Source organism: Paenibacillus sp. A14 (assembly GCF_036864815.1).
GTDB classification, from domain to species: Bacteria; Bacillota; Bacilli; order Paenibacillales; family Paenibacillaceae; genus Fontibacillus; species Fontibacillus sanfengchensis.
This window is the reverse complement of the sequence record NZ_JBAGJD010000003.1, coordinates 715,744-740,933: the sequence shown is the minus strand read 5'-3', so window position 1 is coordinate 740,933 and position 25,190 is coordinate 715,744. Positions and strand designations below refer to the sequence as shown.

Genomic DNA, 25,190 nt, shown 5'->3' with positions numbered 1-25,190 from the left:
GTCTGTACAATTCTACGATAACTGGGGTCTCCTTTTTTTGTAAATTATTCTTCTTACTTTTTATGTCATTTTTTTTGCAAGATTACTGCCTTAACAGCCTGTTTATGCGAAAATAAGCGCCGTGGCGGCCGTTAGCTATGGGAAATCGGCGTTTTCAGGACAAATAACGGCTGTGGCAACCGTTAGCGTCAATTTTCGTCTTTCTTGCAAGGCTGCTCATGCGACGGCGGTTAGGGAAATGGGGCACGCCGGATCCAACTCGCCACACCGAGGCGACAAGTTACAAAATAGGCAGCACCCTGTCAGGTTTGATGCAACTTCAACTTCAGTGCCCAAAAAGCTGTTATATAGTCAAATTAAAGAATTAGCAATAATCATGAGTATCGGCTGCGATCGGAAGAACCTTTCACATGGCCTTACAAGCAAATCAATAGTTACCTGATCGCAATAATTTGCCGCAAGTCCCGGGAATCTCCGTACAGCTTCGTCTCTGCCGCGTTCATTTGCGCGGATCCGTCCCCGTCCAGGAAGATGCCTTCCTTGGCGCTGCCGGGGGCGATTTCCTCCTGTACCGCTTCCCGGAAGGCAGCGGCGGTGCATAGGTCCGGGGTGACGATCAACCATAGCGTCCCCGTCCCGTGATAAACGAGACCGGAGCGGAGCCGCTTCTCGTCCGGGTTCGGCAAATGCTCCCGCTGCATGGCCGCCTCCCAGCCGGCTTCGTCCCCCAGGTTCATGCTGACCCCGCCTTGAGCCAAATACCGGCTACGGTCCCTCACCCGGATTTCATCGGCCGAGGAGACAACCTGCACCGAGAAGGCGCCGGCGGCTTCATCCCAGACGAGCGTTCCGCGCGGATACTTCTCGTTAAACCAGCCGGAGCCGTACGCTCCGGCCGGGCCGCTGACCGGCTTGTCGCCGTTCACGGCAATCGATAAGACGGCTTCCCGATAAAAGAAGCCGCCATTGATGCCGTACACGCGGTAGCTGCCCAGCGGCCGGTCGGCGGCCCGAAGCTCCACACGCTCCGGGGACACCGCCATCGCATGAAGCTTGACGCCGTTGTCCGCCCGTGTCTCCTGGTAGACGTAATGGTGCGGGAGAATAAACCGGCTGCCCCAATATTGCATCAGCAGAACGGCCAGGAAGAGAAGGGCGGCCGAACCGAGGGCCGCTCCCCATCGCTTAAGGTCAGTCGGCCACATAGGCGGCAAGCAGCTTCGCGGTATTGACGATCGCCTGCTTATGCGTTCTTTCCATGGCGTGGGAAGCATGAACGCCGGGGCCGATCAACGCGGCCCGGATGTTGTGCCCGCCGCGCAGGGCGGCGGAGGCGTCCGATCCGTAATGCGGATAAATATCGACCGCATATGGGATATTCAGCTCCTTGGCCAGCCCGATCAGTGTTCCGGTCATCTCGTAATCGTACGGACCGGAGGAGTCTTTGGCGCAAATAGAGACATCGGTCTCCTTGCAGCCAAGGTTGTCGCCCATGGCGCCCATGTCGACGGCGATCATCTCGTTTACGCCTTCCGGAATCCAAGCGGCGCCGTGCCCGACTTCCTCATAGTTGGAAATGAGGAAGACCAGATCATGCCGCGGCGTCCAGCCCTCCCGCACGCTCGATTCCAGCAGGCCGAACAGCGCGGCGACGCTCGCTTTGTCGTCCAGGTGGCGTGATTTCACGTAACCGCTTGGCGTAATAACAGCCCGGGCATCAAAGGAAATGAAATCCCCTACCGATATCCCCAGCTTCAGGACGTCCTCCCTGGATTCGACCAGCTCGTCGATCCGCACTTCCATGTTTTTCTCTTCCCGTTTGAAATCCCGGGCATCGGAGTATACGTGCACGGAAGGGTGGGAGGTCAGGATCGTTCCTGTATAAACCTTTCCTCCGCGCGTATGGATTTGACAGTACTCGTTTTCGATGCTCGCCATCATGAAGCCGCCGACGGAGGTAATGGCCAGCGTCCCGTTGGCATTGACGGCGCGAACCATGGCGCCGAGCGTGTCCACATGGGCGCTCAAGGCGATCGTCCGCGAAGAATCCTTCCCTTTCAGACTCAACAAGGCTCCGCCTTTTTCGTTTTGGGAGAAGGCGATGCCCAGTTTGTCCGCTTCCGAGCGGATCAGTTTCATGATGTCATGGGTAAATCCGCTGGGGCTCGGGGTATCGAGCAGCCGCTTCAGCAGGTCCAGAATATAGGACTCGTTCGGTTGAATTTGCATGAGTAAACCTCCATGAATTATTGAGGGCCATCCGTTTTAGCGGATGGCGAGTCTTCCTGCTTTTCGTCAGGGGCCACGGGCTCGGGAAAAACATAACCCGTAGCCTCTTGAATATGTACAAGCTTGGCGTTGAGGATTTTAATTTCCTTTTGCAGCCGATAACTGCGATAGATTCCGAAGGCCCCGACGATGATGCCGCCGAGCAGCGTGGAACCTAAGATCAGCAAAATCAAAGGCAGACTGAATGAGCCGAACAGCAGATTGACCGGCACGGGATCGACATTGATTACGGCAAAGACAGCCGTGATCAGCGCAAACACCATACCCAGGATCAAAGACCATTGAATTTTCATGAGGATGCACCTCCTTCTACTAGACAGTATAAAATCCCCTGCCCGCAAGGAGCAAGGGATTCCCTGAAAATGCACTTCTTATTTCGTCAACTTCTCCATCTGTTCGATAATGTCCTCAAATACGCTCATCGCTTCGCGGATCGGCTCCGGCGAGGACATATCCACGCCCGCCTTGCGCAGGATGTTGATCGAGAAGTCGCTGCCGCCGCTTTTCAGGAAGCCGAGGTAGCGATCGACCGCCGGCTGCCCCTCCTCGAGGATTTGCTTCGAGAAGCTGGTGGCCGCGGAGAAGCCCGTAGCATATTTGTACACGTAAAAACTGGTGTAAAAATGCGGAATCCGGGCCCATTCCATTTCGATGTCCCGGTCCACGTTCATCTCCGGTCCGTGATATTTCACGTTGAGATCGTAATAGATCGACGAGAGCTCCTGCGGGGTCAAGGATTCACCGGCCTCGGCCCGCTCGTGGATGATCTTCTCGAATTCGGCGAACATCGTTTGACGGAACACGGTCGTCCGGAACTGGTCCGCATAGTAGGTGAGCAGGTACATTTTTTGCTTCGGATCGGTCGCATGCTTCAGCAGGTAATCCATCAACAGCGCTTCATTCGTGGTCGAGGCAACCTCGGCCAGGAAGATGGTGTACTGGGCATCCCGGTATTTTAAGGCTTCATCGGAAAAATAACTATGCAGCGCATGCCCCATCTCGTGAGCGAGAGTGAACATGCTGTTCAGGTTGTCTTTGTGATTCAGCAGTACATAAGGGTGAGTTCCGTATGCGCCCCAACTGTAGGCGCCGGTCCGTTTGCCTTCGTTCTCGTAGACATCGATCCAGCGTTTGTTAAAACCGCTCTGCAGCACGCTCAAATAATTCTCGCCGAGCGGCTTCAACCCTTCTTCAACCATGTGCTTGGCATCTTCATAGGAGATGTCCCATTTATATTCTTCCACCAGCGGCGCGAACAGGTCGTACATATGAAGTTCGTCAACCCCGAGCAGCTTCTTGCGCAGCTTCATATAGCGGTGAAGCAGCGGAAGACTCTCATGAATCGTATCGATCAGGTTGGTATAAACTTCTTTCGGAATATTGTCGCCGTAAAGGGACATTTCCAGAACGGAAGGATATTTCCGTACCTTGGCGTAAAACATGTTCTTGTTCACGTTGGCGTTCAACGTAGCCGCGATGGTGTTCTTTTGTTTGCCGTAGGTTTCGTAGACCGCTTTAAAAGCCCGGCGCCGGACGTCACGGTTCGGGTTCTCCAAAAATTGAATATAGCTGCCGTGGGTCAGCTCGACTTCATTCCCGTTTTCGTCCTCAATCTTCGGAAACTTTATGTCCGCGTTATTGATCATGCCGAAAATATGCTGCGGAGCTTGCGACAAATTGCCGACCTGAGCGAGCAGGGCTTCCTCCGTTTTGCTTAGGACATGGGCTTTCTCCCGCTTGATTTCCTGCAGCGTGAATTTATAATCGGCCAAATCCGGGTTCTTGATCAGCGCATCCAATTCGCTCTCGGGGAGCGACAAAATTTCCGGCGTAATGAAGGATAATGCTTCGCTGACTTCCACGTTCAGCTTCTTGGCTTTTTGAGTCAACGCCTGGTATGTAGGGTTTGTGGTGTCCTGATCGTGATTCAGGTGAGCGTAGACATAAAGGCGCTCCAGACTTTCGGAAATTTCGTCCTCCAGAGCGAAAACGGCTTTGATCTTCTCGGGACTGTCCAGCTTGCCCTCATAGTCGGCAGCTTTTTTCTTAAGTTCTTTTAAGGCTTCATAAGATTGGTCCCAGGCCTTTTGGTCGGGAAACATGTCTTCCAGTTTCCAGGTATTTTCCATTTTTACTTCGGAACGTTTTGGTAATGTGCTCATTGGAATCCTCCTTTGGTTTGGGTAAGCTGAGGCGTTTGCCGCCGATTGCGCCGGGGCTGCGCTGCCGGGCAAGCCCGCGGCCGTGAGGCTGGCGGCCAGCAGGAGGGAGAGAAGGCGATATTTTTTCATAGAAACAGGAACCTCCCTAATTCTAGAGACATTTCCCTATCATGCCCTCTGCCGGCCGCCGTTATTAATATTTAAGTGCCCATGGTGAATAAACTGTAGATCATCAGAATAAACGCCGCCGCGATCATGATGACCGCGGTTAAGGCGAACCCGCGCCTAAACCGGGGCGGGATATTGTTTTTGCTCAAAATCAGCACGACGCCCAACGCAAAAGCGCAGACAATAAAAATAAAGAGATTGGAATTATCCATGTATTGACTCCATTCAAACAATTTAGGGCGGTCTGTCCCGTCTTACCGGGGCCCGGCCATTAAACCTGTTTAAAGGCGTTCATGATGTCACGCCATTCTTCTTCCCGATCCGTGAAATCCTCTTTAGGGAAACGGTTTTGCGCCCATTGCATTAACGCGGGACGGCTCAAAAACGTATGGGATTCCTCGCCCCACTGGTCCGAGATTTCCCGGAGTATGATGTATTTTCCCTGAACTTCTACGGTCATCATATTCCATTTGTCTTTTTTATATATTTCGTGTTTTTTGATCATGATAACGACTCCGTTCTTTGGCGGTTAGACTGCCTATTTCATGGAAATATTTTTATGTAAAATGATACCTCAGGCCATGCAGGAAAGCAAACGATACCGCTATCCTTGGAGAATAAATATGCGTGAAACTTCACCGAAAATGACACGTTGCAATGTGTGGGGGCATAGAGTATAATATGGGTATTCGTCAATGATGACGATTATTTTTAGGAGGTTGTTCATTTGAAAGGTACAGTTAAATGGTTTAACGCAGAAAAAGGCTATGGCTTCATCCAAGTTGAAGGCGGCGAAGACGTATTCGTTCATTTCTCCGCAATTCAAGGAGAAGGTTTCAAAACTCTAGAAGAAGGCCAAGCTGTTGAGTTCGAAATCACCGACGGCAACCGTGGTCCTCAAGCTGCTAACGTAATCAAATTATAAGCTCAATTCCGGTCTGCCGGATCACTTATAAAGTTTGGTTCCAAGCACGATAATGAAAGGCACAGCTCTATATGGGCTGTGTCTTTTTTTGAATATGCCCGGCATGTACGGTAGTGTAAGAGAACAGGGGTTAGCCCTCCTCCTGCTTGATTATAATTGTTGTAATCTGAAAAAATACATAACTTCATTAAGAATTGGTGACAGGCTGCTGTCACTGATCTTTTGTTAAGCTGGTAACAAACCGGGAGGGAATCATTGAGATGAAGCGGATGGACCGGATGATGGCGATTATGATGGCGCTGCAGCAGCGAGCGGAGACAGCCCAGTCTCTTGCCGACAAGCTGGAGGTTTCCAAGCGGACTGTGCTGCGGGACATGCAGGCCCTGTCGGAAATGGGGGTGCCCCTGTATGCCATTTCCGGCCCGGGCGGCGGCTACCGGCTGATGGAGGGCTACCGTCTGGCACCGCTGCAGTTGACCTCGGACGAGGCACTGACCTTGTTGATGGCGCTGGACGGGATGGCCAAGTACAGCGATGGTCCGCTCCGGCAGGCGCGTTGGACGGCGGCCGACAAAATCCGTTCGGCGCTGCCGGAAGGGACGCTGGGCGAGGTTACCCCGTGGCTCGCGCATATCGGGCTGGAGGTGCCGGACCGCCGGAGCAGGACGCCGCACTTGGACACCCTGTTCCGGCATGCGGCGGAGGGAAGCTGGGTCCGGGCAATGTACCGGTCCCAGCGGTACCGCCGGGAGCTGCACCTCCGTCCGGTCCGCGTCTATGCGGCCCACGGCTTCTGGTACTGCGAGGCCGAATCGCCGCTTCACGGAGAGCGGCGCACGTTTCGCGTGGACCGGTTCGAGGAGGTGTGCACGGCGGAGCCTCCGGAAGCGGCGGAGGCCACTGGGACGCGGGGGGCGTCTGGCAGCGCGGCGGAGGCCCGGGCGAAACGTTCGGCAGATGCGCCGGCAGACTCCGACGGCGCTTCCCTCTCAACTGCCGCGGACCCGGCTCCGATTCCCGTAGCCGCCCGGCTGACTTACCGCGGAGCGCTGCTTGCGGAGCAGGATCCCGATATCGGGCACCTCGTCAAGCAGGCGGACGATGAGGTTTGGGAACTGGCTTTCGCATGTCCGGCCTCGGAGTGGGATTGGGCGGTCTCGTTTTTTTATGGAATGGGGCTGGATGCCGAGGTCTTGGAGCCCGCCGCGTTGCGCATCGCCCTGAGAGAGCGGGCGCAATCCGTTGCGGCCAGATATGCCCAGGCCGCGGATGCCCCTCAACATTAACCGATGGAGGCGATCTCTTAATGAACGGATTAACTACGGATGTATTGGAACGAGGCGGGGAGTTTATTTACCGCCATGCCCGTTTGCTGGACCGGATGCGGTATGCCTATGATTTTGAAAACGGAACCAAAGAGCAGGTGCTCGGCGCCTTAAGGCCTTACCAGAACAGGGATGGCGGCTTTGGAAATGGTCTGGAACCGGATATGCGCTGCCCGGACAGTCAACCGGTGACGACGGAAACCGCCTTGATGGTCATACGGGAAGTCAACGGCTGGAACAGCGAACTGATGGACGGCATTCTAAAGTATTTAAAAGAATTGACGCTGGAGGGCGGGGGTTTCCCGCGAGCGACGACGGCCGTCAACGCCTATCCGCACGCGCCTTGGTGGACGACGGAGAAAGACGGCGTTCCGTCGTTGAACCCGACCGGAAGCATTCTAGGGATGCTAATGTCTCAGCGGGTGAGAATCGACTTTTTTGAGGAAGACTGGTTCCGGTCTAGCGTCGAATACGTATGGCGAAGCCTGGAACGGTCGCTGCCCGGCGATTATCATGACGCAGCCCAGTGGATCGCGTTTCTGGAGCATGTGCCTGATCCGGAAGGCCGGGGAGCCGATTGCCGCAAGCGTCTGGATGAATGGCTTACGGGACCCCAAGGCATCGAAAAGGATCCGCACGCCCAGGGCTACGTTCATAAGGTGCTCGATTATGCGCCGGCTCCCGGATCCTATGTTTCCCGTTTGATTTCGTCCGAGGAGATTACGCTCCATTTGAACTGGCTGGTTGGGGAGCAGCAAGAAGACGGCGGGTGGAATATCAGCTTTCCGGCGGTCAGCCCGGCGGGAGAGCAGGAGTGGCGCGGCTGGTTGACGGTGCAAAATCTGAAGACCCTCAGAGCGTACGGGGTTATTTAATTCCGCTGCCGGGCGTTGATACTGGACATAGGCGTATAAGCGAAGGTTTAACGGGAGAACATCCCCTTAATAGTCGAAAGCGCAGCAAACAGGCTTACTTCCCTTCCGGGGAGTAAGCCTGTTGGTCTTTCCGAAGCCGTTACTGTGCCTTCTCTTCTGCTTTCGTGTTGCTCGTCCGGGAAACGCCCTCCCCCGCCGCCCGCACCCGCGGCCCCCGGTAGAAATATCGGCTCGCAAAGCCGATGCCGGCCAGCAAGGCGAACGCCATGGCGACGAGGTAGAAGTTGTGCCGCCCGAACTGCTCGAAGAGGACGCCGCCGAACGTACCGCTCAGCAGTCCGGAGGCGCTCGACCAGGCGATGGTGAACAGCGCCATTCCCGTCGCGCGGTAATGGTCGGGGATCAGCCGGGTCAACATCCGGATGGAGGTGACGTAAAACACCCCGAAGGAAAGGCTGTGCATCAGTTGGATGGCGATGATCGCCCCGGCCGAATCCGCCGCGCTGACCAGAAAGAAACGGGCGGCAAAGATCAGGCTGGCGAAAACGAGGAGCGGGAGCTCCTTGATTTTTTCACCGTAAAGGCTGAGCAGAATGAAGATCGGGATCTCCGACAAGGAGGAGGCGAGCTGCGACCAGCCGATCAATTTTTCACTGGCGCCGAGCTGGTTTAAGGTCACCGTCAGGAAAGCATCGTTCATCCGCACGGCGATGGCCAGGGAAAACACGCAGCCGAAAAACCAAAGCAGCTCCTTCTGTTTCAAAATGCCCCAGATCCCGGACATATCCATTTTTGCGACCGGGCTGTCCTGGTCCTTGATGAATAACGTGATGAACAGCGCGATCGCGGCGATCCCGATGGCTACCCACATTGTCCGGGAAGATCCGATTATGGCCAGGACATAGCCGATAAACAGGGCGAAAAAGGCGTAGCCGATCGAGCCGAAGATCCGTACGGTCAGAAAATGCCTGTTATGCCGTTTGGCCGCGTTGATGGCAATTGTATCGGACAGCGGAAAAGCCGGGTAATAGAAAAAGTAGTAAATCGTAATGACGGCAATAATGACGGAAAATTGAGTCGACACCGAAAGCAGTGCGCTCATGACCATCTGCCCGATGAGCAGCAACAACATAATTTTTTTGATCGTCCGGTACTTGTCGCTGGCGATGCTCCAGAACAGGTTCGCTACGAGTGAAATCATCGGGCCCAAGGCGTAGAGCAGTCCGATTTGGCTGCTGGAGAATCCGAGCTTGGCATAGAATAAAGGAAAGTAGGACGCAACAAGCACACTCGTGCCGAATATGGTAAATGTAAAGGCTCGAAGCCATGGAAGCTCCGGCCGGGAGGTCGGGGAGGGGGTCATTTTATCGCTAAGCTCCATTTCGTAAATTCATGATCAGGAATTAAAATGGGAAGATTAGGCCTAGTATAGCATAAACTCGCAAAAAAAGAGTCTAGTAACCTTGCTGGTTCTGTGTATAATATGAGGCATATGCGAAAGGCGAAATTTGTATGCTCCGGAGGGATGAAGAATGAACGGTTCCTGCTTTTTCTATGACGAGCGCCTCGGGATTCACGTTCCTTCGTTGGACCGGCCGTTTGAAGAGTATAGGCCCGGGGAGCGACTGGCCATGATTGAATTTTGGGAGGATACCCGTGGGCGGATCCCGGAGAAAGTCAAAACTCTGGAAAGGGAAATCGAACGCAAGCTGGCGCTAATGAGCGATGAGGGCGATTTTCAGGCCAGCTGCAGGCTGAACGGAGAAATTGCAGAGCTGGCCAGCATCATCAACGATTTGCATATTTGGTATCGGACGACGCAAGAGGAGCCAGCGATTTCCGGCAAAAGTCACTTGTGATTTTGTTTATTTGTGCAAAAAGTTGGATCATATTATAATATAGTATGATTTTTATCATGCATTACTTGATGATGTAGTGGAGGCAGGCCATTGATAGAACTGGAGCAAAGCCGAAATCAGTTTCCGAAAGAACCGATCCGGTTGATGAGCCGAGTCTATAAGTTCGTTCTTCCCGGAGTGCGGAAGGAACTGGATGGCTGGAGACAGGAAGCGGGGGCGATTCCCGACCCTGAGCTGAGAAGACAAGCGCTGGCCAGCATCGCGACAAAGAAATTTCATTGTCAGGGCGGCTCGGTGTATGCCGCGGCGAATTTGGCTCAGCGCGATGTTTTGATCCCCTTAATCGTGGCGTTTCAAACGATCAGCGACTACCTCGATAATTTGTGCGACCGGAGCACGTCGATGGATGAGCACGACTTTCGTCTGCTTCATCAGAGCATGCTTGACGCGGTGAATCCTTCCGCGGAAGTGCGGGATTACTACGCGCTGCGGGAGGAGAGAGACGATGGGGGCTATCTTCTGCATCTTGTGCAAACCTGCCGTTCCAATATTCTCAATCTCCCCGGATATGCGGCGGCGAAGCCGTATATCATGGATCTGGTAGAATTGTATACCGATCTTCAGGTGTACAAGCATATCGCTCCGGACCGCCGGGAGAAGGCGTTGGTCCATTGGTGGGAGCGGCACAAGCAGCGGACGCCTCATTTGCGCTGGAACGAGTTCGCCGCGGCGACAGGTTCCACGTTGGGGGTATTTATGCTGTTTTTGGCAGCGAGCAACGCCGATCTGGATGCAGCCAGCGCGGAGATCATCCAGCGCTCCTATTTCCCTCATGTTTGCGGATTACATATTATGCTCGATTACCTGATTGACCAGGCGGAGGATGAAGTAGGCGGAGATTTGAACTTTTGCAGCTATTATGAGAACAAAGAAACGATGCTGAAGCGGATCGCGCTTATTGTTGAGGGAGCCCGCCGGGACATTAAGCGGCTTCCGGCCTCTTCTTTTCATCGGATGATCATCGAAGGGTTACTTGCGCTTTATCTGTCGGATCCGAAAGTAAGCGAGCAGCGTGAAATCCGGGACGTGTCCAGGCAGTTGATGAGAAGGAGCCCGTTGATGCGGTTGTTCTTTTTCGCCAACAGCCTTTGGATTCGCAAGCAGCGTCTTTAATAACAATTAGGAGGAAAATTCATGTCAGCAGTTAAAAAAATCGCAGTCCTCACCAGTGGAGGAGATTCCCAAGGCATGAACGCGGCGGTGCGCGCCGTAGTTCGCAGCGGCCTGTTCTACGGTCTGGAGGTGTTCGGTATCCAGCGCGGTTATCAAGGGCTGTTAAACAATGATATCTTCTCCATGGATATCCGCAGCGTCGGCGACATCATCCAACGCGGGGGCACGATTCTCCAATCCGCCCGCTGTCTGGAGTTCAAGACGCCGGAAGGCCAGCAAAAGGGCGCGCAAATTCTGCGGGACCGCGGCATCGACGGTTTGGTCGTTATCGGTGGGGACGGGTCCTACCAAGGCGCCGAGAAGCTGAGCAAGCTGGGCATCAAGACGATGGGCTTGCCGGGGACGATCGATAACGATATTTCGTTTACGGACTACACGATCGGTTTCGACACGGCCGTCGGCATTGTGGTGGATGCGGTGAATAAGCTGCGGGACACGATGTCCTCCCATGAGCGCGCTTCGGTCGTTGAGGTCATGGGCCGTCATTCCGGGGATATCGCCCTCCATGCCGGGCTTGCGGCGGGAGCCGAAACGATCCTGGTTCCGGAAGTACCGTTCGATTTGAATGAAGTGGCGGACCGCATGAAACAGAACTTCGACAACGGCAAGAGACACAGTATCGTGATCGTGGCCGAAGGTGTCGGAACGGGCGAAGAGGTCGTTCAGGCGATCAAGAAACGTCAACCTTCCGTAGAGCCTCGGGCGACCGTGCTCGGTCACATTCAGCGCGGCGGATCGCCGACGCCGTTCGACCGCAATCTGGCCAGCCGCTTGGGCGACTTTGCCGTACGCAGCCTGATTGCCGGCGAATCGAACAAGGCCTGCGGCATGATCGGCGGCGAAATGGTGCTGACGGATATCGAGAAGGTGGTTTCCACCAAGAAGGAATTCAGCATGGAGCTGTATGAACTGGCTTCGCGTCTGTCGCAGTAAGTTTGACAGCATCTTAAACGATCGGATATAAAAAAACGGCTTCCCTTGTCATTCGAATGACTTGGGAAGCCGTTTTTTTATGCATATGCGTTAATGCGGGGATTTACGCGCCGAGTCTAAGCTCCATCCGCCTTTGGATCACGAACAACCGCCGCAACAGCAGGATGGCTGCGACGCCCAGTCCGGTAATCAGGCCGATCCAGTAGCCGTAAGGGCCAAGTTTCGTGAAGTTGGCCAGCCCGTAGCCCAGCGGAAGCCCGATTACCCAGAAGGCCAGCAGCGTGATCCAAAAGCCCGGATTGACGTCCTTGTAGCCGCGCAGCACCCCTTGCACCGGCGTGGCGATCGCATCGGAGATTTGAAAGAAGATGGCATAAACCAGAAAATGCGAAATCAAGGCAATGACTTCCGGTTCACTGGAATATAAACCGGCGACACCTTCGCGGAATACCATCAGTATGACGGCGGTCAAAAGCGAGAGACACGCAGCCGTAAGGATTCCCAGCACACCGTATTGCTTGGCATCCTTGAGTCGCTTGGCGCCGGTTTCGAAACTGACGAGGATCGTCAAGGCCAGGCAGATGCTGAGCGGGATCATGTACAGCGTTGAAGCGAAATTGTTGGCGGCCTGATGCGCCGCGATCGTCAGGGTGTCGAACCGGCTCATCAGCAGCGTCACGGCGGCGAAGACAGCCGTTTCAAAGAAGATGGCAAAGCCGATCGGCACGCCGATCTTCATCAGTTCTTTCCACTTTGCCAACGAGATGGCATGGAATTTGCGGAAAACGCCGTAACCCGCAAACGGCTGCATTTTGTGTACGATCCCCAACGCAAGCAAAAAAATGCACCAATACGTAAAAGCGGTAGCGATGCCGGAGCCGATGCCCCCGAGGCGCGGAAAGCCGAAACGGCCGAAAATCAGTACGTAACCGGCGCATACATTTAACGGGAGGGACACCAGCGTGATCAGCATCGAAACCCGGGTTTGGCCCAACGAATCGATAAAGGAGCGGATGACGATATAGCCGAATAAAGGTAAAATACCGGTTGACAGGGCTACAAGGAAATAGAAGGCGACATGATGGACCTTTGGTTCAAGGTGCATCCCGTTCAGGATCGGAGAGATCAGCAATCCGCCGGCTATGAGAACGACTAGACTGACCGCAACGGCCAGCCAAAGAGCTTGCATCACATGGTATCCGACCTTGTTTTGCTGCCCGCCTCCGACCAATTGGGAGACGATCGGTGTGATCCCCATCAGAATGCCGCTTAGTCCGGTTTGGACCGGAACCCAAATGCTTGATCCGATGGCGGCCCCGGCCAGGTCGGCGGGGCTGGCGTGGCCCGACATCGTCGTATCGAAAAAGGTCATCAGCGACATGGTTACCTGGGTCACCAGAATAGGCAGCAAGATTTTTAGAAACTGTATGTATTTTTGTTTCAAATTTTGGGTTTCTTTCATTTCGCAAGACTCCATTTCACTGAATCAGGACCCGGGGAGATTTCCCGGGTCCTGGATTGTGGTTATGATCCGTTCAAATTTCCGATCTAGAAATCAACGCCTTCAGTATAGCGGTTGGAGGCATTCCATAACAGATATTCATCGATGTTCATTTCGTTCAAGGCGCGGATCTGTTCCTGCACTTCGTGCTTTCCGTATTTTGTATAATGGCCCTTACCCAGCCAACTCGCCGTGAAATCCTGAATCCAAGGACGGATAATAGGCTGTTCTTCGCCAAGAGCCGCCAGTTTCTTCTGCGTATCCGCAACCGCCCCTTTGATCGTTTGGTATGGCGCCTTATCGGGGTCTTTGGCATTAAACCAGCCGGTTGTATAATGGCTTGGATAAATCATCGGGCAAATGATATTGACCTGGTCCGAAATTTTAACGAAATCCTGGCCGATTCCCTCGGCGGCGGGGACGGAGGCGGCATACCCAAAAATATCGACGGAAACTTTGATGCCGAGCGGCTCCAGTTGTTCCCGGGCGTATTTCACAAAGGCCGCAACCGTATCGATCCGGCTCAATTCGTTTTTCGTATATTTTAGAGTATCGGCACGCTTCTCGAAGCCTTCAGGAAAACGGACATAGTCGAACTGAATTTCCTTGAAACCGTGTTTGGCCGCTTCTTTGGCAACCTCTATATTATAGTCCCAGACTTCCTTGCTATACGGGTTGACGAATCCGTCTCCGTTGCCGTTCGTCCAAACGCTGCCATCGCTTTTTCGAAACGACAGTTCCGGGTTTTTTTTCGCCAGGATCGTATCCTTGAACACGACGACGCGGGCGATCGGGTAAATCTCGTGTTTATTCAGCCGCTCCATCAACCCGTCAATATCCCGAATAAAGGGCTGCGGCTTGCCCAGTTTCTGCAAGTTCGGATTGTCGGTTTTGTAAGTGATATAACCGGCATCGTCCTTGATATCGATCACCATGGCGTTCAGTTCCGTGCTGTCCAGCAGGTTGATCAGTTTGTTCAGGCGCTCACCTCCCGCACTATAGGCGGTGACATAGATCCCTTTAACCTTTGGGGCATCCACCTGAGCCGATATCGCTGCCTCGGTCGGGGGCAGAGGATTTTCCCATCTGCCTTGCGCCAGATTTGCCGCGAAAGTATGATAGGATGATTGAAGGATAGCCTGAATCTGGCCTCTTTCGGCCTGTTCCGCGGGAGGATTTCCCCCATGGGTCCCCAAGGCCAGAAGCAAAAGTGTCCAGATGATATTCATAATTTTCTCTCCCTTAGTTTACGCTCGTTTTTGATTATATCCGATGAAGGGCATACAGAAAGAACAGCTTTGTCACCATTTTTCGCACCCGTTTCTTTTGATTTTTAAACGTAAAGCTCTTCTACTAAACTTGCAAATTATGAATTTCTCTGGGAAAAATGTTGACGCCAGAAAAAAACAAGACCGCTTCTCCCGCACTTTGACGGAAGAATCGGCCTTGGAAGAACCGTTTATTTCAATGTAGATATGCGCTGTTTTGATGCTCACAAATGCTCAACTGGATAATTTCCATGGCATCTTCCGGTTCCAGGATAGTCAGACCATCGCGCAGGATGATCATGGAGTTCAGTTCCTTTTGATTCAAAAAAGGCAGCATATCCGGGAACCACTTCATGACGATTTGTTCCAGTTTTACCGTTTCTGCTTCCACATCCATCACCCTTTCCACCAAGAATCATTCTTTGCCGGAATCATTCCTAAATCGGAAAAGCCTAAATCCTGTGAAATCGAGGTAAATCGGACACCGTATGGAGTTGACGAAGGAACCGCTTGTTATTAGTATACCACAAAGCGCGGTAAATGGAACGGCGTGCTAGGGGGGGCACGAAGCTTATCGTCTCCGGAAGGAGCCCATAACGCCGACGGTTTCGACGATATTTACGAACGCGCCGGGATCGGTTTTTTTGATGATTTCCCTTAATTCAGCCAACTCGTAGCGGGTGGTGACGGTCATGAGCATATCTTTTTCCTTATGGGAAAATGCTCCCTCCGTCCGGATTTTGGTGACTCCGCGAGGGCGGCAAAGGAGTTGTTCGAGAAGTTCATCGGTTCTGTCGGTAATGATAAACAACGTAACCTTGGTATGATTGATGTAAATTAAATCCAGCACTTTTCCGACCAAGTATATGGACACCATGGACGCCAACGCCAGATTCCAGTTGCCTTCCAGATAGCCCATCGCCAGAATAACCAAGGCGTTCAGGCCGACCAGAATGCTCCCCACCGGAAAATCTCGAGAGCGGGTTACGATAGAGCCCAAAATGTCAAATCCCCCGGAGGAACCGCCAACACGGAAGGAAATGCCGCTGCCGATCCCGACCAGGATCCCGCCGAAAACGGCCGATAATAATACGTCGGAAGCCAGCGGTTTTTCGGGGATCATCTCCATCATCCAAGTGACGCCGGCGACGGAGAGAATACTTAAACCCACGAACCTTTTGCCGAGTAAGAACCACCCGGCTACCAGGATCGGTATGTTATAAGCCAAATACATAACGCTGATGCTAAGCGGAGTAAAATAACCGGTCAACATGGCAAGGCCCGAGACGCCGCCGCTGAGCAAATGATGCGGAACAAGGAACAAGTTGAAACCGGAGGCGATAAATGCCGCTCCAATCAAAATGACCACAGTGTTCCTGATTTCCTTGAACACAAAATTTCACCTCACGTTAATCTGGAAGTATACCAACCTGCTTGCTGGTATTCTTGTTTCGTTTTGTGCTATAATGTTTGAGATATTCTTGAGTAGGGATCCATTTCCAATTTTAAACGGTCATTACCGTCCTTTGATGTTCTCCATTCCAATCCGCTATGTAAATTTTTTGGAAAGATTGGATAGTCTATAAACGTTTGAATGCTACTTAAGAATACAGTCAAGCTTGTGGAATGTCCACTATATAGAAGGAGTATGAACAATTTGAACACATTTACAGATTTCGGCTTAGAGCCTAAGGTGTTACAAGCTATTACGGAACTCGGTTTTGAGGAAGCCACCCCGATTCAGAGCAAATCCATTCCGATTGCCTTGACCGGCCGCGATTTAATCGGACAAGCACAAACCGGTACAGGGAAGACCGCAGCCTTTGGTCTGCCGCTGATTAACAAAATCCCGAGAGAAGAAGAGCGTATCGTGGCTCTCATTATGACCCCGACGCGTGAACTCGCTATTCAGGTGGCCGAGGAGATCGGCAAGCTGGCCCGTTTCAAAGGCACCCGTTCCCTTCCTATTTACGGCGGCCAGGATATCGTCCGTCAAATTCGCGCCTTGAAGAAGAAACCTCAAATCATTATCGGTACGCCGGGCCGGCTTCTTGATCACATCAACCGGAAAACGATCAGACTCGACGACGTTCAGACCGTTGTCCTGGATGAAGCGGATGAAATGCTGGACATGGGCTTTATGGATGATATCCAATCGATCTTGAAGCTCGTTCCCGAAGAACGCCAGACGATGCTATTTTCCGCGACTATGCCGGCGAATATCCAGAAGCTGGCCCAGCAGTTCCTGAAAAATCCGGAGCATGTATCCGTCATTCCTAAGCAGGTTAGCGCTCCGCTCATCGATCAGGCCTATATCGAGGTTCATGAGCGTCAAAAATTCGACGCCCTGACCCGTTTGCTCGACATGGAGTCCCCGGAACTGGCGATCGTCTTCGGACGCACGAAGCGCCGGGTGGATGAGCTATCGGAAGCACTGCAGAAACGCGGATATTCCGCGGACGGGCTTCATGGCGACTTGTCGCAAAATCAGCGCGACAACGTGATGCGGAAGTTCCGCGACGGCAGCATCGACGTGCTCGTGGCTACGGACGTGGCGGCGCGCGGTCTCGACGTATCCGGTGTTTCGCATGTCGTCAACTTCGACCTGCCTCAGGATCCGGAGAGCTACGTTCACCGGATCGGCCGTACGGGACGCGCCGGGAAAGAAGGGGCGGCATGGTCGTTTGTCACGCCGCGCGAGATTGACCATCTGCACTTTATCGAGCGCATCACCCGCCATAAAATCGCCCGCAAACCGCTGCCGAGCATCGCGGAGGCGATTGAGGGCAAACAGCGTATTACGGCTGAGCGGATTCTTGAGCTTGTTGAAGCGGGAGAACTGAACGAGTACAAGGGTATCGCCATCCAGCTGCTGGAGCAATATGACTCGGTAAATCTGCTGGCGGCCGCGTTCAAGCTGATTACCGGCGAGAAGAATGACAAGGCGAATATTGAACTTACGCCGGAGGAACCGATTCGCGTGAAACGCCGGAATCCGGACATCCGTTCCAGCGGACGGAAGCCTTCCGGTTACGGGAACCGCGGCGGCGGAGGCTACCGTCGGGATAACCGTGACGGCGGCGGAAATCGCGGCGGTTATGGCAACAAGGGCGGCTATGGCAAGGATGGCGGACGGGATTCCTACCGTTCCTCCGACCGCAAACCGCGCTCATCCAACTATAACGGAGACCGCAAACCGCACAAACGCGAGGACAATTCCTCGTTCGAACAATAATTCGTTTCCGCGCTGCCGGAAATGGGAAAGAGGACGAAATCTCAAGTTTCGTCCTCTTTCTTTTTCTTATATTAGATCAGAATCGTACGGCTAACAATCACCAGCAAAATGAACAGTACCAGGATCGTTCCAGTGGAAGTCCACAAACCTCCATATCCTCCGCCTACTCCGGACATGTGATAACCTCCTTATAAATGGGGAATGGTTGAAATTTCTTTATATAGTATGGAGGGACACCCCGAAGGGTTTAGACGGCGGCCCAAGGCGAACAAAATAGGCGCTGGATAGTCTTTGTAAAAACATGCTATAGTATTATATAGACAAATTCACTACTTTCGGAGGGAGAACTTTACTTGGAATACAAAGGGTTAATGGGCGGGTTTTATAAAATTACGGAGTGGATTATGCGGATATCCGGCAGCAATCTGCTGTGGGTGCTGTGTTCTTTACCTTTCTTGGGCGCTCTGATGACCAGGTACCTGTATGTGATGCAGGTTCCCAAAGCTCCGCCAGAGAACTTTACACTACTTGTTATGGCTGTTTTGGCACCGTTTACAATCTTTCCGGCAACCGCCGCGCTCTTCACTGTCGTGCGCAAATGGGTGATGGGGGAATCCGACTTGGGCATTATCAAGTTATATTTCCGCGGCTACAAAGAGAACTATAAGCAAAGCATGGTTGGCGGCATTTTTTATACGCTTTTATTCATAATTATGTACATTGATTATGAGTTCTACATGAAGGAATTGACAAATTTTCAGATGCTTGGCATGGTCATGATGATCTTCCTTGTATTGCTTTCGATATCGCTGTTTAATTTCTTTTCCCTGGTGGCGCATTATCATCTGAAGGTGACTTTGCTGATCAAAAATGCCATCCTGCTGACGATTATTCGTCCTTTCCGGGCACTCTCCACCGTGATTTGTGTGGTGGTATTGGCCTTCCTGACGCTGCGATTTATGTGGCTGATTTTGTTTGGCTTTGCTACCCTGACCGCTCTGGTTGCTTTCTACAACTTCTTTATCGCGTATAACAAGATTCAGGAGAAGGTGGAGAAAATGCGGGAGGCTGAGGAGAGGGACGCGGCCACGGAAGCCGAAGCTTCGGTTTCGGAGCTGTCAGAAGGCGACGCGAAGGAGAAGGATTGATTCGCCTTCGTGTCTCGATTGGTGATGGAGGAATTTTCCTTAGTCGCTGAGTTTACATTTCTCTGACAAAGTTTTATAATAGGTTTACGTCCTGCGATGTACGTTTCGGTTCTATGTTGTTTTGAACCAATGACAAAGTCTCGGGAGACTTACATTGCGTCATGGCTGAACGGCCCTATCCATGTTGATGTGGGGACTTCAAAAATGCCGCTGCGGTCACCCACCTGCGAATGCAGGTTCGAGACAATGTAACCGGACGGCATAGGCGGGTCTCTTTTTTTAACTGAGTTGAATGAATGAAGTGCCTGGAACTCCTGGGAAATGGAGCTTCGAGGTGCTTTTTTTATGGGGAAGCAGATCGGGGGAAGGGCCATCCCTTTTGTTTGTCCGGCAACAATGTTAGAATATACATAGATGTAATCGTATTCTTGCTGTGTCAGTAGGATAAAGGAGGAAGAGCGGGTTGTCATTCAAGAGAACATTAGTCGGTATTTTCCGCAGTCAAGAGGGAACGAGCGACCGTGCGAAAACGCCTGAATTGAAAACAAGATATTATCAATTATCCAGGGACAAAATGTGGGAGGAGGTCTCCTCCACGCTGAAGAAAGTCCCCGGTTACAAAGTGCTGCATGAAGTTCCGTCGGTCGGAGAGATCACTTTGGAAAAACGCACGAGCCTGGGGCGGGTCATGGATATAACAGTGTCGATTGTATCCACGGGCCCGATGCGTACGGCGGTGGATATTTATTCCGCTACCCGGGGATCATTCGGCGATCTTGGGGCGAATTACCGTAACATTCTGCATTTATTCTCGATGCTGGATAAGAAACTGTCATCCTATAAAGTGTCCTAGCCGGATATGGAAGAAGCGAGCAGGGAGGGCTCCCCTCCTTGCTCGCTTCTTTATGCAAAGTGATATAGGTCGAACATCATTTTACATGAAGATTTAACCCAGCAATTCTTTGACCGCGGCCACCGGCTTGTCGTAGTCGGGATGCTCGGACATTTCTTTCAGTACTTCGACATAGCGGATTTTATTGTCCTTGTCCACCACGAAGACGGCGCGCTGATCCAAGGCAAATTCCTTAATCAGAACCCCGTAAGCTTTGCCGAACGAGTTGTCTTTGTAATCGGACAAGGTCACGATGCGATCCACACCGGCCGCACCGCACCAGCGCGCTTGAGCGAAAGGAAGATCGCAGCTAACGGTCAGGATCACGACGTCATCGCCAAGGCTGGCGGCTTCTTCGTTGAAACGGCGGGTTTGCGCGTCGCAAACGCCTGTATCCAGGGAGGGGACGACACTGATGAGTTTGATCTTGCCGGCAAAGTCCTGGAGAGTGGCTTCTTCAAGCAGGTTCTTATTCAGCCGGAAATCCGGGGCGGTGTCGCCGACTTTCAGTTCCGGGCCCACCAAGGTAAGGGGATTGCCTTTAAATGTTGCCACGCTTGTGCGTTCTTGTGCCATTTCTTTCTCCTCCTAAACATGAGATAATGGGTTCAGTCTTCATTATAGTCGTTTTAAAAAGAGATTGTCCAATATTTAGGAATTCAGGATTGTGCAAAGGAAGGTTCCGATGATTTTTATTCGCTATGAAAACTGGAAAAGCTATCTCCGCTATTATCCGGTAACCAGTCTGATTTTAGCGGCAAACGTGATTATGTTTCTTCTCGTCACCTTCAATGGAGGATCGGGCGACGCATTGACCCAACTGAAGTACGGAGCTCTGACCAATATGGAGCCTTACGCCAGCGAGGGATGGAGACTTTTTGCCTCCATGTTTCTTCACCATGATCTCACGCATCTGATTTCCAATTGCTTTGCCATCTTAGTGTTTGCCCCCCCGTTGGAACGCCTGCTGGGACACTGGAGATACGCGCTGCTTTATTTGGGCGGCGGTCTCGTAGGAAACCTGATCAGCCTGGAGATCTACCGGCAATCGATGGAGAACCATTTGTCCGTAGGGGCCTCCGGGGCGATTTACGGGGTATATGGCGCGTTTTTGTACATCGCCCTACTGCAGCGACATTTAATTGACCAAAGCTCCCGGCAAACGTTGTATAGCCTTCTGATCATCGGGGTGGTGTTTTCCCTTATCGTTCCCCAGGTTAACTGGATGGCACACTTCGGCGGCCTGCTTGGCGGCTTCTTCCTTTATGGCCTTATTATTCGGGTGTTAAAACGACGTTGAACCCGCAGGATCGTCCATGGTACATTAGAGGTAAATCACCACTTTCGTTAGAAATCGTCGATGCATGGATTGTAAGCCCTTTTATGCGGACTTTCTTAACCGAAGCGAAATGGAGCGATAGATTCGTGGAATTAAGACAATTGCAATACTTTCTAAAAGTGGCGAGAAAAGAACATGTCACCCAGGCGGCGGAGGAGCTGCATGTCGCCCAGTCAGCGGTAAGCCGGCAAATCCACCAGTTGGAGCAGGAGCTCGGCGTCAATCTTTTTATGCAAAAGGGCAGGAATCTGCAGCTTACGGCGGTCGGTCAGCTGTTTTGCAGCCGGGTGGAGAGCATTCTGAAGGACTTGGATCGGGCGGTCCATGAAGTCCATGAGTTTCTGGATCCCGAGCAGGGGGAAATCCGGCTCGGATTTCCGAACAGTCTGGGCATTCATATGATTCCCAGCGTCGTGGCGGAGTTTCGCAAGCTTTATCCGAACGTCAAATTCCGGTTTAGGCAGGGGACCTATCCAACGCTGATCCGGGATGTCGTTTCCGGAGAAGTGGATTTGGCCTTCATCTCGCCATTTCCGGAAAATCACGATCAGGTCGTCGGCAATGTCGTATTGACCGAGGATTTGGTGGCGATCATGCCGCCGAGCCATCCGCTCGCCGGAGAGCAAAGCATTAAACTGAGTCAATTGAAAGACGATAAGTTCATTCTTTTCAGCAAAGGCTATTCCTTGCGGCCTATCGTTTGGCAAGCGTGCCAGGAGGCCGGGTTTACGCCCAAAATCGCTTTTGAGGGCGAGGAAACCGATACGATCCGCGGGTTGGTGGCCGCAGGGATGGGGGTCAGTCTGCTGCCGGAAATGGCGCTGTTTCAGAGCTTTACGCTCCAGCCCAGCCGCGTGCGGATTTCGGAACCCAAGGTGACCCGAACGATTGGACTGATCCATCGGGTGGACGAGAAGCTGCCGCTGGTCGCACAATCCTTTCGGGTCTTTCTGCTGGAATATTTCGGCCTGCAGGTCGATACGCCGCCGAGTCAATGATGAGGCGGTTTTTTAATTTGCAGACAATATAAGAAGAAAAGCAAAAAGCGCAGGAGCTCGGGGGACAGCCCCGGACTCCTGCGCTTGTTTGCGTATATAATAATTATTCCCGATTGCCGACGAACAAAAGGATGTAGCGCAGCAACTCGAGCAAAGACAGCAGCGCGGCGGCAACATAGGTCAAGGCGGCGGAGTTCAGCACCTTGGCAACGCCTTGTTCTTCGTTCGGAGAAATAAAACCTTGCTGCAGCATGACTTTGCGTGCCCGGCTGCTGGCATTAAACTCTACCGGCAGCGTAACCAACTGGAAAAGAACCGCTGCGGAGAAGAAAATAATCCCGAGCCCGATCAGGTTGAACATGCCGAACAAAAAGCCGGCGAGCAGCAAAAACGGCGCTATGCCTGAAGCAAAATTCACGAAGGGAAACATTCTGTGCCGCATGACGAGCATCGGATATGACTCCTTGTGCTGAATGGCGTGCCCCACTTCGTGGCAGGCAACAGCGACGGCGGAAATGGAATTTTCATAATAAACCGGTTCCGACAACCGAACAACCCGGTGAATCGGATCGTAATGGTCGGTCAGAGAGCCCCGAACAGGTTCGATCGGAACATCGTACAATCCGTTGGCATCCAGCATGCGCCGGGCAGCGTCATGCCCTGTTAATCCATACATATTCGGTACTTTTGCCCATCTTTTAAAGGTACCGGATACCCGGAACTGAGCCCATAAGGATAAGCCGAACGCCAATAAAATAGGAATAAGCATTACGTTAGAATACATTTGTCATTCCTCCAAATATGTCATAGAAGCAAGGATGTCCAGGAAAAAGCGCTCTAACTGAAAGGCCCGTTGTTAAGTATTATGCGTAACGCCTCGATGCAGGCGAGGCTCTGCGGCATCAGATGGGAGAATGCCTTCTTCGCTTGGCCCGGCTTCAGATTGGAAATCAGCGGTTGAAGTTCTTTTACTTCCCGCTCCAACTGCTGCATGTGAATTTCGAGCGAATTTAGCCTTTCGGTAACAAGTTCCTCGCTCGAAACTTTACTCCATTGCTGGAGCTTCTCGCGGATTTCCTCCAAAGAGTACTTTTCCTGCTTCATCTGAATAATACGTTCCAAACGTGACAGGGTTTCAGAACTGTATAATCTGTAGTTTTTTTGCGTCCGTTTTTCGGGAGCAATCAAGCCAAGCTTGGTGTAGTAATCGATGGTTCGTTCGCTGATGGCTGCGGCTTTGGCCAATTCCCCGATCCGGTAAAGCTTCATGACTCCAATAGGATCACCTCTCTTCATATATATATCCTTAAAGGAGCAGATACGGCGAAGGAGCCGCCATATCCTTCTTACTATAAATTATGATACTCCACCCCAAGTATACAGTCAAACGTTATACTTTATATTTTTCAGTTACTTAATTACATTATATCCGCTTCTTTTACACTTTGTGTTAGGTTATTTGCACTTTTGCTGTTTTTTTCAAAAAAGGTATTGTCATGTTTATATTATTAGTCTTATAATCACCTTAACATTTTAAATTGTGTTAGGAAATATGACATTAAGGAGTGGGTCTCATGAAAAAGAAATGGCTGTTTGGACTGTTGGGGGCGTTAGCGGTATTCGCCTTCCCGGTATCGGCGTTTGCGGCTGAAGGAGAACTGACCGCGCCGGTTCTGGAAATCGGATTGAAATCCCTGTTCGTCTTTGTGGCGGCAATGCTGGTGTTCTTTATGCAAGCCGGCTTCGCCTTATTGGAAGCGGGAACGGTCCGGATGAAAAATGCCGGGCATGTTGCAGGAAAGACGGTTCTGACATTGGGAATTTCCGTAATCGTCTGGTGGGCCTTCGGCTTCGGCTTCGCTTTTGGCGATGGCAACAGCTTTTTGGGAACGACGGGATTTTTCTATGGTGGCCAGGAAGCCATCGGTTCGTTCTCCGTATTTTCCGAAATCGGCGTTCCGCTGGATCTGATGTTCTTGTTCCAAATGGCCTTTGCGGCCGTATCGCTGGCTATTGCCTGCGGCGGCATGGCTGAACGTGCGAAACTGAGTGTGTATATCGTGTTCGGCGTGTTGTTCCTGACGATTATGTATCCGATCGTTGCCCACTGGGTATGGGGCGGCGGCTGGCTTGGTTCTCTGGGTATGCAAGACTACGCCGGTTCGACGGTCGTGCATTTGACCGGTGCGACCGCGGCATTCGCGGCGACCATTCTGTTGAAACCGCGTTTGGGCAAATACAGCAAGGATGGCAAACCTAACAGTATTCCGGGCCACAATCAAGTGTTGACCGTGCTCGGCGTCATCATTCTATGGATCGGCTGGTTCGGCTTTAACCCCGGCAGCGCATTGACTCCGCTGGGCGATGGATTCTTCGGTTATGTCCTGATGACGACGAATCTGGCGGCTGCAGCCGGTGCAGTAGCTGCACTGCTGATCTCTTGGGCCGTGATGGGCAAATCCGATATTCCTAGTATGTTGAACGGCGTTCTTGCGGCGCTGGTGGCGATTACCGGTTCCTGTGCTTTCGTCGATGCTTGGGCCTCCATCGTCATCGGCGCGGTAGCCGGCGTGGTAACTTTCTTCACGGCCAGATGGTTTGAGCGGGCCGGAATCGACGATCCGATCTACGCCTTCTCCGTTCATGGGATTGCAGGGGTTTGGGGAGCGATCTCCACAGGCTTGTTCGCTACACCCGAATTGGCGGAAACCACGGGTGTGGGGAAGGCGGGATTGTTCTACGGCGGCGGCTTCGGACAATTGGGCGTTCAGCTCCTTGGGGTTATCGGAACATTTGCCTTCGTGCTGGCGTTGTCCTTTATCCTGCTCGGCGGCATGAAAATGCTGATGGGGCTGCGCGTAACGGAAGAAGAAGAAATGATGGGGCTGGACATTAGCGAACACGGTACCTATGGATATCCGGAGCAAATGAACCTGTTAAATCAAGGCGGCTTGCCTACGGATTCCGGCGCAAAACCGGTGGCGGACGGACCGAAGATCGTGAAGAGCGATCCGGCCCTTTAAGAGAAACATCATATATA

At 52.4% G+C, this 25,190-nt stretch carries 27 protein-coding genes and 1 other RNA gene; 13 read left to right on the top strand and 15 right to left on the bottom strand.

What is annotated here, in order from left to right:
• Positions 1-434: 434 nt before the first annotated feature.
• The 6 genes from V4U88_RS11360 to V4U88_RS11335 form a co-directional block, all read right to left on the bottom strand.
• Positions 435-1,205, bottom strand: coding sequence for a hypothetical protein (locus tag V4U88_RS11360; protein ID WP_334073360.1), 771 nt, complete (start codon positions 1,203-1,205; stop codon positions 435-437).
• Positions 1,192-2,229 carry a M42 family metallopeptidase gene (locus V4U88_RS11355; protein ID WP_334073359.1) on the bottom strand — a complete coding sequence of 346 codons (1,038 nt, stop codon included), beginning with the start codon at positions 2,227-2,229 and terminating at the stop codon, positions 1,192-1,194. Before V4U88_RS11355 ends, V4U88_RS11360 begins: the two co-directional genes overlap by 14 nt.
• A 17-nt stretch (positions 2,230-2,246) precedes the next feature.
• On the bottom strand, positions 2,247-2,582 hold the full coding sequence (locus tag V4U88_RS11350) for a LapA family protein (RefSeq protein WP_334073358.1): 336 nt from the start codon (positions 2,580-2,582) through the stop codon (positions 2,247-2,249).
• 78 nt (positions 2,583-2,660) lie between these two features.
• A complete protein-coding gene (gene pepF / locus V4U88_RS11345) occupies positions 2,661-4,451 on the bottom strand; it encodes an oligoendopeptidase F (RefSeq protein ID WP_334073357.1) in 1,791 nt (596 codons plus the stop codon).
• A gap of 200 nt (positions 4,452-4,651) precedes the next feature.
• Positions 4,652-4,831 (bottom strand): hypothetical protein, encoded by a 180-nt coding sequence (locus tag V4U88_RS11340; protein ID WP_334073356.1) that lies wholly within the window; start codon positions 4,829-4,831, stop codon positions 4,652-4,654.
• Between the two features lie 59 nt (positions 4,832-4,890).
• Complete coding sequence (locus V4U88_RS11335; RefSeq protein ID WP_334073355.1) at positions 4,891-5,124, bottom strand: hypothetical protein; 234 nt, start codon at positions 5,122-5,124, stop codon at positions 4,891-4,893.
• Between the two features lie 222 nt (positions 5,125-5,346).
• Here V4U88_RS11335 and V4U88_RS11330 point away from each other — a divergent pair, with 222 nt between their 5' ends.
• The 3 genes from V4U88_RS11330 to V4U88_RS11320 all read left to right on the top strand — a co-directional run bounded on the left by V4U88_RS11330 (position 5,347) and on the right by V4U88_RS11320 (position 7,744).
• Positions 5,347-5,544 (top strand): cold shock domain-containing protein, encoded by a 198-nt coding sequence (locus V4U88_RS11330; RefSeq protein WP_009222768.1) that lies wholly within the window; start codon positions 5,347-5,349, stop codon positions 5,542-5,544.
• A 260-nt stretch (positions 5,545-5,804) separates the two neighbouring features.
• Positions 5,805-6,830 (top strand): helix-turn-helix transcriptional regulator, encoded by a 1,026-nt coding sequence (locus tag V4U88_RS11325; protein ID WP_334073354.1) that lies wholly within the window; start codon positions 5,805-5,807, stop codon positions 6,828-6,830.
• A gap of 20 nt (positions 6,831-6,850) precedes the next feature.
• Positions 6,851-7,744, top strand: a complete 894-nt coding sequence (locus V4U88_RS11320; RefSeq protein WP_334073353.1) for a hypothetical protein — start codon at positions 6,851-6,853, stop codon at positions 7,742-7,744.
• Between the two features lie 139 nt (positions 7,745-7,883).
• Here the strand turns inward: V4U88_RS11320 and V4U88_RS11315 are convergent, their stop codons facing one another.
• Positions 7,884-9,125, bottom strand: coding sequence for an MFS transporter (locus V4U88_RS11315; protein WP_334073352.1), 1,242 nt, complete (start codon positions 9,123-9,125; stop codon positions 7,884-7,886).
• 151 nt (positions 9,126-9,276) lie between these two features.
• On the opposite strand from V4U88_RS11315, the gene V4U88_RS11310 reads away from it, so the two are divergent.
• From V4U88_RS11310 to pfkA, 3 genes are all read left to right on the top strand, one after another.
• Positions 9,277-9,603, top strand: a complete 327-nt coding sequence (locus V4U88_RS11310) for a hypothetical protein (RefSeq protein WP_334073351.1) — start codon at positions 9,277-9,279, stop codon at positions 9,601-9,603.
• A 90-nt stretch (positions 9,604-9,693) separates the two neighbouring features.
• Positions 9,694-10,776 (top strand): tetraprenyl-beta-curcumene synthase family protein, encoded by a 1,083-nt coding sequence (locus V4U88_RS11305; protein WP_334073350.1) that lies wholly within the window; start codon positions 9,694-9,696, stop codon positions 10,774-10,776.
• Positions 10,777-10,797: 21 nt separating this feature from the next.
• Entirely contained in the window at positions 10,798-11,769 is a 972-nt protein-coding gene (gene pfkA, locus V4U88_RS11300) for a 6-phosphofructokinase (protein ID WP_334073349.1), read from the top strand.
• 103 nt (positions 11,770-11,872) lie between these two features.
• On the opposite strand, the gene V4U88_RS11295 is transcribed toward pfkA, so the two are convergent.
• From V4U88_RS11295 to V4U88_RS11280, 4 genes are all read right to left on the bottom strand, one after another.
• The gene (locus tag V4U88_RS11295; protein WP_334073348.1) at positions 11,873-13,231 is read right to left on the bottom strand and encodes an MATE family efflux transporter; all 1,359 of its coding nucleotides are present in this window, start codon (positions 13,229-13,231) and stop codon (positions 11,873-11,875) included.
• An 86-nt stretch (positions 13,232-13,317) separates the two neighbouring features.
• Positions 13,318-14,499: a putative glycoside hydrolase gene (locus V4U88_RS11290; RefSeq protein WP_334073347.1), complete on the bottom strand. Its 1,182-nt coding sequence runs from the start codon at positions 14,497-14,499 to the stop codon at positions 13,318-13,320.
• 235 nt (positions 14,500-14,734) lie between these two features.
• Positions 14,735-14,935, bottom strand: a complete 201-nt coding sequence (locus V4U88_RS11285) for a hypothetical protein (RefSeq protein WP_211373256.1) — start codon at positions 14,933-14,935, stop codon at positions 14,735-14,737.
• Between the two features lie 174 nt (positions 14,936-15,109).
• Positions 15,110-15,931, bottom strand: coding sequence for a YitT family protein (locus V4U88_RS11280; protein ID WP_334073346.1), 822 nt, complete (start codon positions 15,929-15,931; stop codon positions 15,110-15,112).
• Between the two features lie 264 nt (positions 15,932-16,195).
• Between V4U88_RS11280 and V4U88_RS11275 the strand changes: the two genes are divergently transcribed.
• Positions 16,196-17,773 (top strand): DEAD/DEAH box helicase, encoded by a 1,578-nt coding sequence (locus V4U88_RS11275; protein WP_334073345.1) that lies wholly within the window; start codon positions 16,196-16,198, stop codon positions 17,771-17,773.
• A 71-nt stretch (positions 17,774-17,844) separates the two neighbouring features.
• Here the strand turns inward: V4U88_RS11275 and V4U88_RS11270 are convergent, their stop codons facing one another.
• The gene (locus V4U88_RS11270) at positions 17,845-17,949 is read right to left on the bottom strand and encodes a sporulation protein YjcZ (RefSeq protein ID WP_334073344.1); all 105 of its coding nucleotides are present in this window, start codon (positions 17,947-17,949) and stop codon (positions 17,845-17,847) included.
• Positions 17,950-18,126: 177 nt separating this feature from the next.
• Here V4U88_RS11270 and V4U88_RS11265 point away from each other — a divergent pair, with 177 nt between their 5' ends.
• The 3 genes from V4U88_RS11265 (at position 18,127) to V4U88_RS11255 (ending at position 19,774) form a co-directional block, all read left to right on the top strand.
• On the top strand, positions 18,127-18,921 hold the full coding sequence (locus V4U88_RS11265) for a YesL family protein (protein ID WP_334073343.1): 795 nt from the start codon (positions 18,127-18,129) through the stop codon (positions 18,919-18,921).
• A gap of 85 nt (positions 18,922-19,006) precedes the next feature.
• A non-coding RNA gene (gene ssrS / locus V4U88_RS11260) (6S RNA) lies at positions 19,007-19,197 on the top strand.
• Positions 19,198-19,384: 187 nt separating this feature from the next.
• On the top strand, positions 19,385-19,774 hold the full coding sequence (locus V4U88_RS11255) for a DUF1499 domain-containing protein (RefSeq protein WP_334073342.1): 390 nt from the start codon (positions 19,385-19,387) through the stop codon (positions 19,772-19,774).
• A gap of 93 nt (positions 19,775-19,867) precedes the next feature.
• Here V4U88_RS11255 and tpx read toward each other — a convergent pair whose 3' ends face one another.
• Positions 19,868-20,389 carry a thiol peroxidase gene (gene tpx, locus V4U88_RS11250; RefSeq protein ID WP_334073341.1) on the bottom strand — a complete coding sequence of 174 codons (522 nt, stop codon included), beginning with the start codon at positions 20,387-20,389 and terminating at the stop codon, positions 19,868-19,870.
• 109 nt (positions 20,390-20,498) lie between these two features.
• On the opposite strand from tpx, the gene V4U88_RS11245 reads away from it, so the two are divergent.
• Positions 20,499-21,113, top strand: a complete 615-nt coding sequence (locus tag V4U88_RS11245; protein ID WP_334073340.1) for a rhomboid family intramembrane serine protease — start codon at positions 20,499-20,501, stop codon at positions 21,111-21,113.
• Positions 21,114-21,238: 125 nt separating this feature from the next.
• Positions 21,239-22,150 carry a LysR family transcriptional regulator gene (locus V4U88_RS11240; RefSeq protein ID WP_334073339.1) on the top strand — a complete coding sequence of 304 codons (912 nt, stop codon included), beginning with the start codon at positions 21,239-21,241 and terminating at the stop codon, positions 22,148-22,150.
• A 103-nt stretch (positions 22,151-22,253) separates the two neighbouring features.
• Here the strand turns inward: V4U88_RS11240 and V4U88_RS11235 are convergent, their stop codons facing one another.
• Together V4U88_RS11235 and V4U88_RS11230 are read right to left on the bottom strand one after the other, a co-directional pair.
• A complete protein-coding gene (locus V4U88_RS11235; RefSeq protein ID WP_334073338.1) occupies positions 22,254-22,934 on the bottom strand; it encodes a zinc metallopeptidase in 681 nt (226 codons plus the stop codon).
• A gap of 53 nt (positions 22,935-22,987) precedes the next feature.
• Positions 22,988-23,419, bottom strand: a complete 432-nt coding sequence (locus tag V4U88_RS11230; protein WP_334073386.1) for a MerR family transcriptional regulator — start codon at positions 23,417-23,419, stop codon at positions 22,988-22,990.
• Positions 23,420-23,724: 305 nt separating this feature from the next.
• Between V4U88_RS11230 and V4U88_RS11225 the strand changes: the two genes are divergently transcribed.
• The gene (locus V4U88_RS11225; protein ID WP_334073337.1) at positions 23,725-25,173 is read left to right on the top strand and encodes an ammonium transporter; all 1,449 of its coding nucleotides are present in this window, start codon (positions 23,725-23,727) and stop codon (positions 25,171-25,173) included.
• Positions 25,174-25,190 lie beyond the last annotated feature (17 nt).